Here is a 15,860-nt window from a genome sequence, read left to right as displayed (position 1 = left end):
GATAGTTCTTACCGTTAATTGTTCGGATAAATATATGCGGTACCCTTTAAAAACTGAAGTTTTTAGGGAGCACCATGTATGATTACAGTTGAGAACTGCGTGTGGTACGGAGGACAAAATGCCAAAGGCTGTTCAATACAGCGCAAATTCTGTTATTTATTTTTCAGGCGATTTTGATGCTCGAGTATTTTTGCTGCATAGCGGGCATATCGCACTCAATTCGCTTGATATTGAAACCGGCGCGCAGGTAACGGAATATATTAAAACCGGTGAGTTTTTTGGAGTGAAATCCGCACTTGGGAATTATCCGAGAGAAGAGAGCGCGATGGTCTTAACCGATTCGCTTGTGTATACATTCTCTGTTGCCGAATTTGAAAGTTTTGCTCAGACAAATACACGTATTATCCTTCAAATGTTGAAAGTTTTCTCCCGGCAACTGCGAAATATCCACCGGCAGCTTGAATCGTTAATGGATAGTAAACAGCAAACGAATAACGAAGACGGTTTATTCACGGTTGCATCGGCCTTTTATAAATCACAGCATTATCAGGCGGCTGCCCAAGTAGCTGCGCGCTACAGGGCACTCTATCCGGCAGGCAAGCACTTGGCGGCAATTGGCCCGATTATTGCAAATTCGACACAGATGGCAGGTCGAAGTTTTGGAGAAGCGCGGCAGCCGGGCAGCATGGGTGGTACTTCTTCCGGTCAGTCTACCGCATCCGCTTCCATTCCGGCAAGCGGTCCCGTTCAACAGACTCAGCCCGACGATGCCTCTGTAGATTTGACTTTCCAGCTTGCCGAAGATCTTGCAAAACAAGAGAAGTGGGCTGATGCATACAAGCAATATCATACTATTATTGAAATGAAGCAGGGCACAAAGCTGGAAGCAGCTTATTTAGGAGCTGCCCGCTGTTTATACAAGCAGTCCGAGTTTGTTCGCTGTATTCAGCTCGGTACGGGCTTTATTACTCAATTCCCCAAATCTTTAAAACTTGCAGAAATTTTGATGTTCCTCGGTATGTGCTATCAAGGTATGGATCGGCCCGATAAGGCGTTACCGTTCTATGATAAAGCATTGACGATGGCAGGTCCGTTGCTGGTGCCTAAGATTAAAGAACTACTGGCTGCATGCGAAGGAGCTATCCATGCCTGATTTATTTGCCTCGTTTGCCCGTTTTGCAAAAAAGTTTCCTAAGGGTTCCGTTATCTTTTCCGAATTTGAACCGGGCGCTTCTTTTTATTTAATTCAATCGGGGCGCGTTCAGCTGATTAAGATCATCAACGGAGCGGAAAAAAACCTTGATATTTTACAACAGGGGGAGATCTTCGGCGAGATGGCTGTTTTGGATAACTCTCCCCGTTCCGCTTCCGCAATCGCGTATGACGATGTTGTTGCGCTTGAGTTTAATAAAGAAAACTTTGAAATTCTGTTGACCGGTAATCCGGCCATTGCAATGCGCCTGTTAAAGACCTTTGTTAAGCGTATTTACGTCCAAAAGCGGCGATTCATGATTTTAACGATACAAGACAATATCGCCCGCGTCGGCGATGTATTCTTAATGCTCGATGAAACGCAACCCGATCTTGATCGTTCTACCCAGATGCGTACCTTTATCATCACACCTGAAGAAGTAGCCCGATGGGCAGGCCTTTCGGCGGAGGCGACCGGCGATGCGCTGCGAAAATTTGCCGATCAGGGACGGTTAGAGGTATACGGCGACCGTATTATCGTAAAAAATATCGTTGACCTCTCCCGTTTTGTAACAACACGGCGTACAAAAGACAACGTTTTCGGCTAATCATCGGTAATGAAAGAACACACATTACAAGACAGTATCCGCTCATGGAAAACCATGCAAGACACTTTTTCCTCTTTGAGGGAAGAGCGTTTTCCATATCATATACACGGCCTTTCAGGCGGTATATTCGCTTTTTTCTTAGCCGAATATGTCCGCCGTTTCGGTACTAATCTCTGTATCGTTGTCCCGACGGAAAAAGAAATAGAAGAACTCCGCGCTGATCTTGATGTTGCGGGATTGCAAGCTCAGGTTTTGCCGTGGTGGGGCAATATGGCCTATCGGCCGGTACAAAACTCCGCGCCGGTATTTGCGGAGCGGGCTCAAGTTTTAGCCGAACTCTGCGCAGGGGCACCGGTATCCGGTTCGGCCGTCTCCGGTTCGGTATCGTCCGGCTTGACGTCAAAGGCGGTGTCCGGATTGGCGGCACCAAACTCAGCGATATCAAATTCGACCGCAAACACGGTAACGGTTATGACCCAGCGGGCATTTTTAACGCCGGTTCCGCCGCCTGAATACCTTAAAACACTCACCTGTACTCTCTATAAAGGTAAGGAAATCGATACGGAAAAAATAGCCTCGATGCTGATACAGTGGGGCTATACGCGGGTGCCGCGGGTAAGCGTCCGGGGCGAGTTCGCGCTTCGCGGCGAGGTTCTCGATATCTGCGCCGCCGCTAACAAAGGGTCGCAGCACACCGCCTACCGTATCCAATTCGACTTTACTACTATCGAAAAGATAAAATCCTTCGATATGCACACGCAGGCCTCAGTTGAAGAATTTGACAGCCTGACGCTCTATCCGATGAAAGAGGTTATCTGGGATGATGAGCGGATCGCCACGCTCGAACGGAATTTATCGCAGATGCCCGAATTTACGGCCGAAGGTACGGAAAAACTGATTGCGCACTTAAAAGAACAGCGAGCCTTTGACGGTGAAGAGCTTTTTTATCCGCTCTGTTTTGAAAAACCTGCAAGCGTCCTTGATTATCTTGAGTATCTGCACGACGGCGCTGCATCAACACAGCGAAATTCCGTAGGCGCTTCAAGGTATCAGGGCACAGGCGGCGCTGCGAAACCTGCAGTTCTCCTGTACATGGACTACGACCGGCAGCGGAACGCGGTGGAAGCACTGGAGCGGGAGTATCACGGCTTATATAACAAAATCACCCGTGCCATTGACGACGACATCAAGCATAACCTTTTAATTACCGAATATCCCATGCCGCAGCGTCTTTTGCTGCCCTTTACGGAGCTGATCGAAAGCTATCCGCAGAGCCTTTTCCTCCGAACGCTGAAAGAATCGGATGAAACCGGAGCGTCGATTGTGTTTAACTGCGACCCGCCGCGCAGTTTTTTCGGCAATATCGTGTATCTAAAAGAAGAATTAACGCATTTACAGCAGGAAGGATGGCGTATTTTTGTGTTTGCGGAAAGCGATGCGCAGGCACTTCGTATCGGTGAATTGCTCAAGGATATTAAAGCTACCGTGCTGCCGCTCACACTTTCTTCCGGCTTCGGCATCCCCGAGCTGAAAATACTCGTTATTCAGGAAAATGAAATTTTCGGTAGGCGGCGGCGTATCCCGAAATCGATTAAGCAGGTTAAAAGCTCGGTTATCGATACCTTTGTGGAACTTAATCCCGGCGACTATGTTGTCCACGTCAACTACGGTATCGGGCAGTTCAAGGGGATTGAGCGCGTTAAAACGCTGGGGCATGAGCGCGACTATATCAACCTGCTGTACGCGCAGGACGAAACGGTGTTTATCCCGATCGAGCAGGCGAACCTCGTGCAGCGGTATATCGGCAACGAAGGCGAAGCGCCGCGGCTGGATATCATCGGCTCTAAGGCGTGGGAAAACCGGAAAAACAAGGTTAAAAAGTCGGTTGAAGATATTGCCGATAAGCTCATCGACCTATATTCCCGCCGCAAAGCCGCCGCCGGTTTTGCCTTTGCGAAAGACAACGAATGGCAAACCGCTTTTGAGGCCGCCTTCCCGTATGAGGAAACGGAAGATCAGCTGACCTGTATTGCCGATGTAAAGACCGATATGGAAAAACCGATACCGATGGATCGGCTCATCTGCGGCGACGTCGGTTATGGTAAGACGGAAATTGCGATGCGGGCGGCATTTAAAGCGGTGATGAGCGGAAAGCAGGCAGCCTTTTTAGCGCCGACCACCATCCTCGCGGAGCAGCATTTTGATACCTTTCAGGAACGCTTTCAAAAATTTCCGGTAAAACTCGCACGGCTGTCCCGCTTTGTTTCAAAGGCTGAACAGAAAAAAGTTTTAACCCAGCTGAAAAACGGCGAGCTTGATATCGTTATCGGCACACACCGCGTTATCCAAAAAGATGTGCAGTTTAAAGATTTGGGACTGATGATTGTCGATGAAGAACAGCGGTTCGGGGTTAAAGACAAGGAACGGCTCAAGCAGATGAAGACAAATATCGACTGCCTCTCTTTGAGTGCGACCCCCATCCCGCGTACCCTGCATATCAGCCTGCTAAAAATCCGCGATATGAGCCTTTTAACCACGCCGCCGCAAAACCGCCGTCCGGTAGAAACCGTTATTTCTCCGTTTGACCCCGAAAGAATTGCACAGGCAATCCGTTTTGAAGTTGACCGCGGCGGACAGGTGTTCTATCTGCATAACCGTGTAGAGAGCCTCGAAGAAACGCGGTATAAGATCCAGCAGCTCATCCCCGAAGTGCTTATCGATATTGCCCACGGGCAGATGAGCGCAACCGAACTTGAAGATATTTTCCGCCGCTTCAACATGGGCGGCTTTCATGTCCTTATTGCTACTACGATTATCGAAAACGGTATCGATATCCCCAATGCGAACACCATCATCATCGACCGCGCCGATATGTACGGCGTTTCGCAGCTGTACCAACTGCGCGGCCGCGTCGGGCGTTCCGACAGAAAGGCCTATGCGTACCTTCTCTATCCTGAAAACAAGGCGTTGTCGGAGGTTGCGATGAAGCGGCTGCAGGTTATCTCCGATTTTACGGAACTCGGCTCCGGCTTTAAAATTGCGATGAAGGATATGGAAATCCGCGGCGCAGGGAATCTGTTGGGAAAAGAGCAATCAGGCGACATTTATTCCGTCGGCTTTGACCTTTACCTTCGGCTTTTGGAAGAGGCGGTGGAACGGCTGCAAAACGCCGGTTACGAGCCTGAAACGGAACCGGTCATAGAGCTTGAGTACACGGGCTTTATCCCCGACAGCTATATCCGCGTGCCGGAAACAAAGATGGAAATATACAAAAAAATCGCCGCCGTCCGTACCGCGGAAGAACTGGATAGGCTCTACGCGGAACTGTCCGACCGGTTTGGCCCCGTTCCGGAAGAAGCTGAAAGCCTGCTTTCTCTTGCTGAAATTAAAATTATCTGTGCAAAACTTGCAATCGCCTCGCTTAAAGAGCGGAACGGAACCGTGCGCATCACCTTTGCGAAGGTCTCAAAGATTTCTATCGATAAGTTGCTTCGCATGATAAAAGAGTCTGCGGGACGGGTTAAACTCGATGCAAAGCAGCCGAACGTCATCATGCTCGAAACCGGTTCCATCGGCTTAAAAGAAAAGAGCGAATTTATCAGCGAAAAACTCAATCAGCTTATCTAACGCATATTGTATTCCTATTGACGCCCCTGACATCCTGTCAGTAACGCGACAGGGTACCTAAAGCTGTACAAGGACGTACAGGCTTCCGGGTCAGTATACTTTACCGGATTATTCCCTGCGCGGCTAATGCGTACTGCATGGTAAAACCAACCGAGATAAGCAATGATTATTTCATTATCATTTATTTGATAACAGGTATCCCCGAAAAGAGGGCGCTCTTCCCTACCGTTAAGATGCTCCACATAAATCGCTTTGATAATTTTACTCGTTATTCCTAAATCTTTAAAAGTATACCCTGAATACACAACATCTTTCGTCGCAGCTTTCAATTGCTCATCTGTAAAGAACATTTCTTCAACCTTTTCCGCTTTTATAAATCTTTCACCATCAAGCACTACTCCTTCCTTATCATATTCAACAATTACTTTATCATATGCAGACGCCTCTCTCTTCGTTAAATCAGTAAAATGCATATAAGCACTATCATCAGTAATAGTAAAATACCTGTCAACTTTCCATTTACTGATATAACTTTGTAATTGTACCTCTTGTGAAAACAGCATAGCCGTCTCCACTAAAATCATGCTGATTAAAAATATCTTCTTCATATCCTTGTGTTCTCCTTCCGGTTTTGATAAAAACTCGGCAGTGCTGTATATCGATAAATACCGTTTTTTAATTATCTAATGCGTACCGCATGATAAAACCAACCACGATATTTTATTATTAATTCATTATCATTTATTTGATAAAATACAGCCCCAAAAATAGAAATCCCCCTATTATTTTTTGCATGCACAAAAATTTCCTTGATAATTTTTTCGGTTATCCCTAAATCCTTAAAAGTATAGCCGGGATACCAAGAACCTCTCGTATAATACTTTAACTGTTCATCTGTAAAAAAGTTTTCCTGAATTTCCCTCGTATTTATAAATTTTTCACCGTCAAGTACGATACCTTCCCTATCATATTCAATAATCACTCCCATGTACGCATAAGCTTCATTCTTTATTAAATCACCGATAACGTGATAGTCTTCATTAACAGTAAAAATACGGTCAACCTTCCATTTACCGATATAACTTTGTAACTGTATCTCTTGTGAAAACAGCATAACAGCCTCCACTAAGAGCATACCTATTAAAAGCTTCCTTTTCATATCTTTGTCCTCGTTTATTATTTGATTCTTCTGATCTTTTACAATTTATAATAGACTCATACTTACCAGCACATTATATCATAGAAACCAAAAAACATATCCATCTTACTTATAAACAATGTTTAATTCCCAGCCCCCAGAATAACCAAATTCATCAATTTTTGGATTTATAACTATTGTTGCGATAGAATCATACGTAAAATCAACATATACATAATCAGAAATCCAATCATATTTTTTATTCAAATATTCATGTTGTTTATCAAATGGAGTTACGCACTTTATACGATATTTCATTGGTCGCATTGACAAAACAATTCTTTCCCCACCTGCAAGAGATAGGTCTTTTCTTGTGTAATTAAAACTGTCCCCTAATATCTCAAAATTAGAAATCGTATATTCTTTATAAAGAATATATTCGTCTCCTATCTTCTTTTCTATCAAAACATCACAATCGAGAGAATTCATCATACCATTGCATTCTTCACGTTTTATAACAAGTGTTGGATTATTTTTTATATTTTCAGGAAATAACATACACAAAACTGTTATCAAAAAAAGTATAAAAATATTCAGTTTTCTTGACATAGTTAATCTCCATAAGTATTAGCATATTTATAAGCGCTATACGAATTATTCAAAGGATCTGTAGATGTATAATTCTTTTTCTCTTTCAATTATCACCAAGAAAAACCATAACGCTAGACATAACTAACTATATACTCAATATTAAATAATTATCAATTCTATAAAAATATTTTATTTTTAATTTCCGCAAAATATATTAATTATATCATCATCGGTCATATTGAAAAGGAATTCATCTGTCTTTAAATTATTACTGTTTGCTAATCCAAGTAATTTACTACATACAGTCACTATTATTTCGTAATCCCTTTTTGGAGCAAAATATTTCTCAGCTGATTTATCTAAAATTTTTATAAACAATTCATTAGCCTGCTTCCTTTCTCCCAGATAATAAAGACAAACTGCATATCCCAGAGTATGAAAAGAAATATTAGTTTGATTAGCTTCATATCGCTTGTATACAGAAGCACAGCCATCCAGAAAAACTTCCCTTGGAATAATTCTTTCAAAATATAGTTTTCTTAATACATAACATTGTTGAGAGTATCCACTATTCCAATTTAACTTATCTATTTTTTCTTCCAAAGAAAAAGCATTTAGAAGTTTTTCTATTTTTTTATTTTCATCATCCGTAAAATTTTGGTAATTTACAGTATCTTCCACTTTCCATAAATCTTTTATTCTTTTTCCTTGGTTTGAACATGCAATGAGTAATTCTACAAACATACAAAGCATTGATAAATATTTTATCTTTTTCATTGCACCCTAATCCTTTCCTTGGAATAATGAACAAAGCGCCTATTTACGCCCGAATCTACGCCTGTCGACTCCGCTGCACCATACCGCTTCAATCGCTGTCCGGGAGAGAGAATAGTTACGCTGCGAATAAAAACAATTACTCTTCATTTTCTTTTAACTTTCCCACTATTTTTTCTGCTTCTTCGTATCCGTTTTTAGCCGTTTTTTTTATCCAAAAAAGCCCCCTTATCTTGTCATTCTCATTACCTTCGGCAAGGAGATATTTCCCGTATTCATACTGACACTGTTCATTTTTATTTTGTGCCCCTATCCGTAACCAATAAACTGCCTCTTGCTTGTCATGTTTATAATCCCAATAATACTCATAAAGTTTATAGGCTTCTTTCTTTCCTCCTCGCAAGGCATAATCGGTTAAAACTTCTATTTCATAATCGGATATCTTATCGTTTGCTTCTTTGTAAAAAGCTGTATCTAAAAGAGGATATGGACTTTTAGGTGATAAATTTCTATCTTTGACTTCTTCTCCAGCACTTTTGTTACCATTTTCAGCCGAGATTATACACCAATATCCACCTCTAATAGTATTATGCTCGATTTTTAAAAAATCGTGTTTCGTTTTGAAAAAAAATAACAATGTATATGCAAGATTCCATGTATAAACGTTATCATTACTATTTTCAACTAAAATGCTCTCCCATTTATCAATTAAATCATAATCAAAAAAAGAGAAAGAATAATACTCCCATATTCGAGTCCCCGAACTAATATCCCCTGTTAAAGCTTTTTTTGTTAATTCACTTAACTCCGCAGCTGATAAATTAAAAGTTTTCTCTTGAGAAATGAGAGTAATACAATATTCACTTTCTCCCAATTCTTTTGCTAATTGTTTTGCATCTTCGTGTCCATTTTTAGCAGCTTTCCTTATCCAAAATCTTCCACGTATTTTATTGTATTCATCGTCTTGAGATAACAAATACTTACTATACTCGTACTGACACTTTGCACTATTGTTTTGAGCTCCTATTCTAAGCCAATAAATAACTTTTGCTTCATCTTGCTTATATTTTTTATAATATTCATACAAAAAATAAGCTTCTTGTTTTCCTCCTCGCAAGGCATAATCGGTTAAAACTTCTATTTCATAATCTAGAACTTTATTATTTTCTTTTTTGTAAATATCTTTTCCCAACTGAGGATAAGGACTTTCAATTTCTAACTTTTCTTTTTTAATAAAAATTTTTGCATTATTTTCTCCGTCTTTTTCAGCAGAAAAAATCCAATATAAAGCTCTTATTTTACTATCATTGTCTTCTTCAGAATTTATTAGCTTACGTGAAAGTTCCCACTCAAAAAATGCAAAATCTTCTTCCGCTAAAAACTCAATCCATTCATTTTTTTTATTGATATCAAATGCTGAATATGCATAATAATTAAATACGCATATTCCATCGTATATATCCCCAGCTAATCCTGTTTTTGTTAATTCAGATAAATCTTTACCACTAAGATAAAAATCTTTCGCTCGTGCAATTGTTTCTGCATCTTCTGGTTTTATAATTTCTTGACCAGTAATAAGAAAAATACTTACCCCAAAAAAGAATATGATAAGATAATATTTTTTCACTATTTTACCTCATAGTATTCGCTTTCGATTACCTTGCCCGTCCCCGACTTTCGTCTGTAACCCTAAGTTCATTGTGACGCTACTTAACACATACTTACTCTACGGCAACGCCCTTGTGTTCCCTTCTCCTCGGTGCTCAAGCTTATAGCTTCCTCCGGTCGGTAGCTTTATCTTCTTTGAAGGCCCGTCTGCCTCATCGCTTCAAAAAAATTAATCCTCAACGTATCAAAGATATGCCTGCGGTGCTTTTTACCTGTCTCCTTGTAGTTTCACAACGGACAAGAATGTACACTGGTTAACAAGCTCTTTTCAATAAGTTGATTAAAAATATACCATAATTCCAATATTCAACTCAGCACACATCTTACATATTTCGGAAGAAAGTTCAAAAGCATAATGATAATAAGTTTTTAGACATAATATTATTTTACACCGTGCTTTTTCTTTTATCGATAAATACATATCAACAGCTTGTTTTTTATAAACAGTAATAGCTCTATCAATTTCATTCTCTAAATAAGTATCTCCATTTAAAGGTATCTTGTGTGGATAATAAACTATTCCATTATTAAAGTTATGCGTATGAGCATTATCCACAAAGGATGATATTGGCTGTTCAACGGAAACAGTTACAAAATCTAGAATCTTATAATCTGTATTGTCAGAGACTATATTTTCACTCGCCATCAATATAGTCAGACATAATGGTATACCCAAATCAGCACATTCACCTAGAATCCGTGGAGACAATTCAAATATATTTTCATCATGTAGTTCATTCAGATAAACTTCATAGGTTACACTCCCACCACTTTGCAAAAATAATTCAAGCTTTTGTCTATCTTTTATTTTCGATTTAAAATAGGTATTCAAATCATGAATGATACTATCATGGTTACTCCCCTTTAGTATTTCAGGAACAACATCATAGCGAACATAAGATTCTCTGAAATTGCAATATTCTTTACCGGAGGGTGAAATTCGCGGCGTATTAGCAGAATGCTCAGCAGTTGCTTTAATGTCAAAAATAGGCGTTATCTCACGCGTAGGCAGTATCGGATGTCTTACTACAATTGCAATATCGACTTTAAGCATAACCTCACCTATATTACGGGAAATCTTTATCATTTCTTAGATGTCTTTGTAGTATGATTATTTCTTTTTTGTAACTTCATTATACGGTCTTTATACATTTCATTATCGGGTTCGAATGATAAGGCCTTTTCGTACAACGTAAGTGCTGTTGGATAATCTTGCTGATATTCATAGATCATTCCTTTAGCATAGTATATTTCTGCTCTATGAGGCTTAAACGTTAAATACAAATCATAATATCTCACCGCCCGTTTTAAAAACGAACACTGTTCGCACGCACGTGCTAATAATAAAATAGTACCCGGCGAATCTGGCTTTAATGCAATAGCTTTCTCAAAATGAGCAATAGCATCACGATAAAGCTTACGACGTGCAACGATATATTTTCGTCTTCTTTTGTCGTAATGATATGTTGCATCAAGCAATTGAGCTTGATCAAGATATATTGATCCAAGTAATGCAAACGCATAAGGAACAGTTGGCTGTATGTCAATTATCATCCTTAAAAGGAAAATCGTTTCTTCTGTATGATTTTGATCATCTTCAAAACAGACTTTGCGCATCAATTCTTTTTGTTCTTCATTACAGCCTTCTAGTATTTTATTATTGAGCATAGTCTTCATCTATTTCTCTTTTTCTCCTATCAGGAGCTCCTTTAGGTTTTGCCTCATGTCCTCTTCTTCCTGTTTTTTTTGCCACTCTACATAATCCTCTGATTCAGGGTCTTCCCAATCAGAAGTCCCATGTTTTTCTTCTTTTGATTTATTTCTCTCTTGTTCTCTATGTTCCTTGACTTTTAAATTACTCAGGATATCATTTTAAATATTGTTCAGGATACACTGGATAACCATGAATCCCATACGTTTTCAATCGCTGTCTGGGGGGTGTCAGTGCCCTACCCCCTATTTCTGTTTATCCCTCACATACGGACGTAACTCGTTCTGCGGGAAGAGAAGAAAGCTTTTTATTATTTATTCTTTTAAAATATATTTTCCCATCTAATGTAAACTTTACTTTTCGTGAAAATTCCATTACTTCAGTAAGTTTTTATAGCTGCTAGGCATCACACTCTAAAAAATAATCATATTTTACAAAATTCAAAATTATATGAAAATTCTTTTCATAAAAATCCTTTTCATTCTCGTAAATCTTATAGCAGTAATATAACATTGGATCATTGCTTGCTCTACCCCCCAAATGATTTATCAAATCATTCAAGTTCAAATTTATAGGAAGCTTATACTCTTCTATATAGCTGTCTGAGTATTTATCAAAACATCTAATATATCTGGTCATTTATGGCTCAACCTTTTCCCCACTCTTAGTACTGATATGTAGTTGTTGATTCTAAATATAAGCACATTTTTCCATCCAAAACATGGTATCAGAATCAACTTTTTAAATCATTATAAATTTCAATTCCAAGAGTAATATTTAAAGTCTTGCACCTTCGCAATATTTCAGGACACAATTCAAAAGCAATTTTTAGGAACAGAATTGGAAATATCTTTTAACAAATTGATATCTTTACTCTGTGCGTATATTGAAAACATAGAAAAATAACATAAAGTATTCCTATCTTTTTCATTTTATTATACTTTTTCCGTTCTTATAACAATACAAAGAAATAAGCATTTCAAAACCGGTAGAATAAATATTCTTATAGCAAAAATCCTTATACTCTTCTTCATCAAAAAAATATGTAATTTCTTGATTCTTTATATCAAAGGCAAAAAATGAATAGATCGTTTCGCCTACTAAATATCTATGGCTACAAAGTCCAATTTTTGTTATCCCATTAATAATAGGAGTAGAGTATGAAACTTTATATTTCTTATTCTTATCATTATCCTGTAGGCCAAATGTATGTGCATAAATATTTTTATATTTTTTTCCGTTATTTATAAAGTGATACTCCTTGATACTATGTTCCTTATCTGAATCTGAAATATTCTCCTTTTCGGTATAGTCCCAAGGATTCATTAAGCTGATTTCATATATTTTATCGGCGTCATTTAAAACAACCAATCCTTTTTGATAAATCATTACTTTTTGTACATTATGCATCGGATAAAAGCCCACATCTTCAATTCTTTTCTGGTAGTCTAAGATCGGTAGTTCTTCATTATCAGAAAAATATAAGAACAATCCACAGGGAAGCAATGGCATTGTTATTGTATTGCCTTTATAATCCGTATAGTATCTATCAACCATTCCTCCTCCTGCAATCTCATATCGACCATAACTCAATTTATAGAGTTCCCTTTCAATAGCAGTTGAAGTCTTATGACAGCCTACAATCAGAAAAACAAGCATAAAAGGAAGCATCGCTATATTTCTCATATTTATTTCTCCTCAAGATAGAAATCATCAACCATCTCAAGAAGCTCGTGCTCCCTGGGCTGATGTTTTCTGCAAACCTTATAAATACTGCATTTAAAACAAAAAATTGGGCATAACCGATTTTGCCTAGTCAGCCCAGTTTCTTCTCCAGAAAGTATGGGGCATCGAAAGCCGGCAGAATCTGCTCAAATGAGAGTCCGTGCTTCACACGGCTGACATCCAGCTACATACAACGGTACATCGCGAAGTGTTATACCATTTATTTCCATCAATAATGAAGCATCTTGTGTAGCCTTTACTTCGTTTCTCTGATTCGCATATAGCGATATTATAAAAATTTAATCATATTTTGTTTAAACTTTGGTAAAATTGTTGTATAAATATTTTTATCTTCAATATTTAATCCTATAATTTCATCAATATAACCCCAACTCTCATGAAAAATATGTTGAAAATCTAAATTTCCTTTATCTTTTATAAGTATATATATACCCCATATATTCTCTAAAAAACTATATAAATCAATATCTCCGATACTGCATTCAATAATTTGTTCAATAATTCTACACACACCCAAATTAAAATTCATTTAACACTCCTTTACTGCGGTATAGCAGCAACTACTTTACCAATTTTTGTAGCTCTACTTGCCAATTTAGTTGTACATCACTAGCAAACCAAGCATTTTTTTATCGTCCATAGACGATCTTTCCTCTAAACACATGAAAAACTTAGTTTTTCTTTGCACAGAACTAATACACTAAATATTTCAAATTCCCAAATGTAAAATAATTTTATTATTTTTAGTTGCATATTCTAATAGCCTAATTAAATTATCAATTTGTGATATAATTTCTTTTTTACTATAACTAGATTCCGGTATTACATCCGTCTCAGGGGCTAATTTAAATAATTCTTTCCATAAGACAACTATGCGAAGAAAAGTATTCAAATTATCAGATTCAATTAAACTAATGCCATAATAAAAAAGGCCTTTTGTTGTCTTCGTTTTAGTGTTATTTTCTGATTTAAACCATTTCAAAGTTTTAAAAATAAAAATAATTATATCATCATGAATTGAGATATGCTTATATCGTTTTGACATACATTTTAAATCCAATTGATTATTAATTTTATTAGTAACATCATGTAAAGACGGAATAACAAAAAAATTATGAACTAATGCCATTTTTACTACTCCATTGCTCAAAATGAAATAATGTTTCTATCAACATCAATGCCAATATGTTTTCTATTTTTTATACGTGTGACATTTTCCGCTACTCCTTTTACAGGTGCTGACTTGGCACCTTTCAAAACAGAAAGATTTTATACGTTTAATTACGGAAAAAAGAAATAATACATAATATAGGAATCATTACTGACAGAACAATAAATGGCATAGTACACAAAAAATGTTTTATAAATTTCTTATATTCAATTAGGTAAGTTTTAAAATTATCATCGTTTGTTTGTTGAATTTTATATTCAAGATAAGGAATTAGATCCGTATACCTTGGATACCATTTTTCACGAACTCCAAACATATTTATTTCCCCGATTCGTTTTAAAGTCTCAATATCATTTATTGTATCCAGATATTCGACAAATTTTTTTCGTTCTTTAGCAAATTCGGAATCAAATTTTTTAAAAGCTTTTACAAAGAACCAGAATGTAACTGCACAAACAGGAAAAACCACCATAATCATATTCATCCCCCTTAGTTAATATCAATGACTACACAGAATATTTTTTCAACACAAAAAGTATTTATTTAGATGTATTAAGCTACCATATCATTATTTGATTGTACAAGTACGGAAGCTTTAATACATATTCCTCACACTCTTTTCTGTTCCCTCTTACCGACCTATTCCTACGAACAGATTCGACAATCGGTTCAACGATATATTATTTCACTTTAATTCTAAACGAATTTTTCGTTAATCTTTTAACAAATACATAATCTTCAGGGAGCTCCTTTTCAAATGGAACTTCAAACCAAATAGCATCATAAAAAGGTTCTCTCTCCAAATCATCAAAATAAGTATAAAGTGGATATGCTATCGCATGTCTATCTTTATCCATAAACAGCATTAAAACATCATGATTTTCGCACCATTCTTTTATTTCAACAGAATCACAAAACACCTTAATTTTATCTTTTTTATTTTTACCTTCAATAAAAACAATTTTTTAACACTTATATCTATAAATATCTGTAAGTTTTTTTTCTTTCCCGATCCGTATGGTATGTAGTTTTTGATTTGCTGGTCGTAGGCAAGTAAAAAAAACAAAAAACAAACGATAAGAAATAGAGCTATTAAAATTAATAAAAGAATAAACTGCTTTTTCATTATCTTTCTCAAAGTTGATACCCATTTACATCTATCTGCTGATATTATTGGATGCCTTAAAGCAAAACCATATTCATCTTTTCGAGAAGCACCTATTCCGTAACTAAGTAATATAGTATTGACTCCCCATACGATAGTGGCAGATACAAAAACGACCTTTCCATCTGGATCTATATACTTCACAGGATTATTTCCAGAATAATGATAAAGATGTAAATTGACAGTATTATATACCCCACCCAGTCCTGCAAGCTTTGATGCATCTGCACCTCTAGTCGGTATATAATCGCCCAGCGCCGGGTCGCCCCGACAGCCCCCTACTATACTTCGGGTCAAGGTAGCGCGCGCCGTAGTGTTTAACGCCCGTCTCCTCCTCTTTTGAAAATATACACGCCGTCTGATTCGTCGCTTCAAAAAAAAATTACTTCCTCCTCACAATCTTTATAAAATCTATGAAATCCTGAAGCGAAAAAACAATAAATACTATAACAGCCAATATAAGCACAAGA

Annotated in this window: 15 protein-coding genes and 1 pseudogene; 3 read left to right on the top strand and 13 right to left on the bottom strand. The window is 37.7% G+C overall.

Annotated elements, in window-relative coordinates:
• Positions 1–118 precede the first annotated feature (118 nt).
• The 3 genes from ABH09_RS01205 to mfd are packed head-to-tail and all read left to right on the top strand — an operon-like array spanning position 119 to position 5,426.
• Positions 119–1,153 (top strand): cyclic nucleotide-binding domain-containing protein, encoded by a 1,035-nt coding sequence (locus ABH09_RS01205; protein WP_253714903.1) that lies wholly within the window; start codon positions 119–121, stop codon positions 1,151–1,153.
• On the top strand, positions 1,146–1,799 hold the full coding sequence (locus ABH09_RS01200) for a Crp/Fnr family transcriptional regulator (protein WP_162662108.1): 654 nt from the start codon (positions 1,146–1,148) through the stop codon (positions 1,797–1,799). Before ABH09_RS01205 ends, ABH09_RS01200 begins: the two co-directional genes overlap by 8 nt.
• A 9-nt stretch (positions 1,800–1,808) precedes the next feature.
• The gene (gene mfd, locus ABH09_RS01195; protein ID WP_253714902.1) at positions 1,809–5,426 is read left to right on the top strand and encodes a transcription-repair coupling factor; all 3,618 of its coding nucleotides are present in this window, start codon (positions 1,809–1,811) and stop codon (positions 5,424–5,426) included.
• Between the two features lie 14 nt (positions 5,427–5,440).
• On the opposite strand, the gene ABH09_RS01190 is transcribed toward mfd, so the two are convergent.
• The 13 genes and pseudogenes from ABH09_RS01190 to ABH09_RS12980 all read right to left on the bottom strand — a co-directional run.
• Complete coding sequence (locus ABH09_RS01190) at positions 5,441–6,034, bottom strand: hypothetical protein (protein WP_253714901.1); 594 nt, start codon at positions 6,032–6,034, stop codon at positions 5,441–5,443.
• 71 nt (positions 6,035–6,105) lie between these two features.
• Positions 6,106–6,585, bottom strand: a complete 480-nt coding sequence (locus ABH09_RS01185; RefSeq protein ID WP_253714900.1) for a hypothetical protein — start codon at positions 6,583–6,585, stop codon at positions 6,106–6,108.
• A 105-nt stretch (positions 6,586–6,690) separates the two neighbouring features.
• Positions 6,691–7,173: a hypothetical protein gene (locus tag ABH09_RS01180; RefSeq protein WP_253714899.1), complete on the bottom strand. Its 483-nt coding sequence runs from the start codon at positions 7,171–7,173 to the stop codon at positions 6,691–6,693.
• Positions 7,174–7,350: 177 nt separating this feature from the next.
• A complete protein-coding gene (locus ABH09_RS01175) occupies positions 7,351–7,932 on the bottom strand; it encodes a hypothetical protein (protein WP_253714898.1) in 582 nt (193 codons plus the stop codon).
• 136 nt (positions 7,933–8,068) lie between these two features.
• Complete coding sequence (locus ABH09_RS01170; protein ID WP_253714897.1) at positions 8,069–9,556, bottom strand: SEL1-like repeat protein; 1,488 nt, start codon at positions 9,554–9,556, stop codon at positions 8,069–8,071.
• 321 nt (positions 9,557–9,877) lie between these two features.
• Positions 9,878–10,651: a hypothetical protein gene (locus ABH09_RS01165; protein ID WP_253714896.1), complete on the bottom strand. Its 774-nt coding sequence runs from the start codon at positions 10,649–10,651 to the stop codon at positions 9,878–9,880.
• 29 nt (positions 10,652–10,680) lie between these two features.
• Positions 10,681–11,274, bottom strand: coding sequence for a tetratricopeptide repeat protein (locus ABH09_RS01160; protein WP_253714895.1), 594 nt, complete (start codon positions 11,272–11,274; stop codon positions 10,681–10,683).
• A 961-nt stretch (positions 11,275–12,235) separates the two neighbouring features.
• Positions 12,236–12,994 carry a hypothetical protein gene (locus tag ABH09_RS01155; RefSeq protein ID WP_253714894.1) on the bottom strand — a complete coding sequence of 253 codons (759 nt, stop codon included), beginning with the start codon at positions 12,992–12,994 and terminating at the stop codon, positions 12,236–12,238.
• A gap of 328 nt (positions 12,995–13,322) precedes the next feature.
• Positions 13,323–13,583, bottom strand: a complete 261-nt coding sequence (locus ABH09_RS01150) for a hypothetical protein (protein ID WP_253714893.1) — start codon at positions 13,581–13,583, stop codon at positions 13,323–13,325.
• Positions 13,584–13,763: 180 nt separating this feature from the next.
• On the bottom strand, positions 13,764–14,183 hold the full coding sequence (locus tag ABH09_RS01145; protein ID WP_253714892.1) for a hypothetical protein: 420 nt from the start codon (positions 14,181–14,183) through the stop codon (positions 13,764–13,766).
• A gap of 148 nt (positions 14,184–14,331) precedes the next feature.
• Positions 14,332–14,703, bottom strand: coding sequence for a hypothetical protein (locus tag ABH09_RS01140; protein WP_253714891.1), 372 nt, complete (start codon positions 14,701–14,703; stop codon positions 14,332–14,334).
• 202 nt (positions 14,704–14,905) lie between these two features.
• Positions 14,906–15,082 (bottom strand): hypothetical protein, encoded by a 177-nt coding sequence (locus tag ABH09_RS01135; protein WP_253714890.1) that lies wholly within the window; start codon positions 15,080–15,082, stop codon positions 14,906–14,908.
• Positions 15,083–15,483: 401 nt separating this feature from the next.
• A pseudogene (locus tag ABH09_RS12980) lies at positions 15,484–15,727 on the bottom strand (RHS repeat-associated core domain-containing protein); the annotation flags it as partial.
• Positions 15,728–15,860 lie beyond the last annotated feature (133 nt).

Origin of the sequence: Treponema sp. OMZ 803 (assembly GCF_024181165.1) — a bacterium.
Taxonomy (GTDB): domain Bacteria; phylum Spirochaetota; class Spirochaetia; order Treponematales; family Treponemataceae; genus Treponema.
Note: the sequence above shows the minus strand (reverse complement) of the source record. Positions and strands in the feature narration are given on the sequence as shown.

Bases quoted from the DNA above. Each gene is read 5' to 3' on its own strand.
- ABH09_RS01205 (WP_253714903.1), top strand. From the start codon at position 119: ATGCCAAAGGCTGTTCAATACAGCGCAAATTCTGTTATTTATTTTTCA.
- ABH09_RS01145 (WP_253714892.1), bottom strand. From the start codon at position 14,183: ATGGCATTAGTTCATAATTTTTTTGTTATTCCGTCTTTACATGATGTT.
- ABH09_RS01185 (WP_253714900.1), bottom strand. From the start codon at position 6,585: ATGAAAAGGAAGCTTTTAATAGGTATGCTCTTAGTGGAGGCTGTTATG.
- mfd (WP_253714902.1), top strand. From the start codon at position 1,809: ATGAAAGAACACACATTACAAGACAGTATCCGCTCATGGAAAACCATG.
- ABH09_RS01165 (WP_253714896.1), bottom strand. From the start codon at position 10,651: ATGCTTAAAGTCGATATTGCAATTGTAGTAAGACATCCGATACTGCCT.
- ABH09_RS01155 (WP_253714894.1), bottom strand. From the start codon at position 12,994: ATGAGAAATATAGCGATGCTTCCTTTTATGCTTGTTTTTCTGATTGTA.
- ABH09_RS01200 (WP_162662108.1), top strand. From the start codon at position 1,146: ATGCCTGATTTATTTGCCTCGTTTGCCCGTTTTGCAAAAAAGTTTCCT.
- ABH09_RS01150 (WP_253714893.1), bottom strand. From the start codon at position 13,583: ATGAATTTTAATTTGGGTGTGTGTAGAATTATTGAACAAATTATTGAA.
- ABH09_RS01190 (WP_253714901.1), bottom strand. From the start codon at position 6,034: ATGAAGAAGATATTTTTAATCAGCATGATTTTAGTGGAGACGGCTATG.
- ABH09_RS01160 (WP_253714895.1), bottom strand. From the start codon at position 11,274: ATGAAGACTATGCTCAATAATAAAATACTAGAAGGCTGTAATGAAGAA.
- ABH09_RS01135 (WP_253714890.1), bottom strand. From the start codon at position 15,082: ATGGATAAAGATAGACATGCGATAGCATATCCACTTTATACTTATTTT.
- ABH09_RS01140 (WP_253714891.1), bottom strand. From the start codon at position 14,703: ATGATTATGGTGGTTTTTCCTGTTTGTGCAGTTACATTCTGGTTCTTT.
- ABH09_RS01175 (WP_253714898.1), bottom strand. From the start codon at position 7,932: ATGAAAAAGATAAAATATTTATCAATGCTTTGTATGTTTGTAGAATTA.
- ABH09_RS01180 (WP_253714899.1), bottom strand. From the start codon at position 7,173: ATGTCAAGAAAACTGAATATTTTTATACTTTTTTTGATAACAGTTTTG.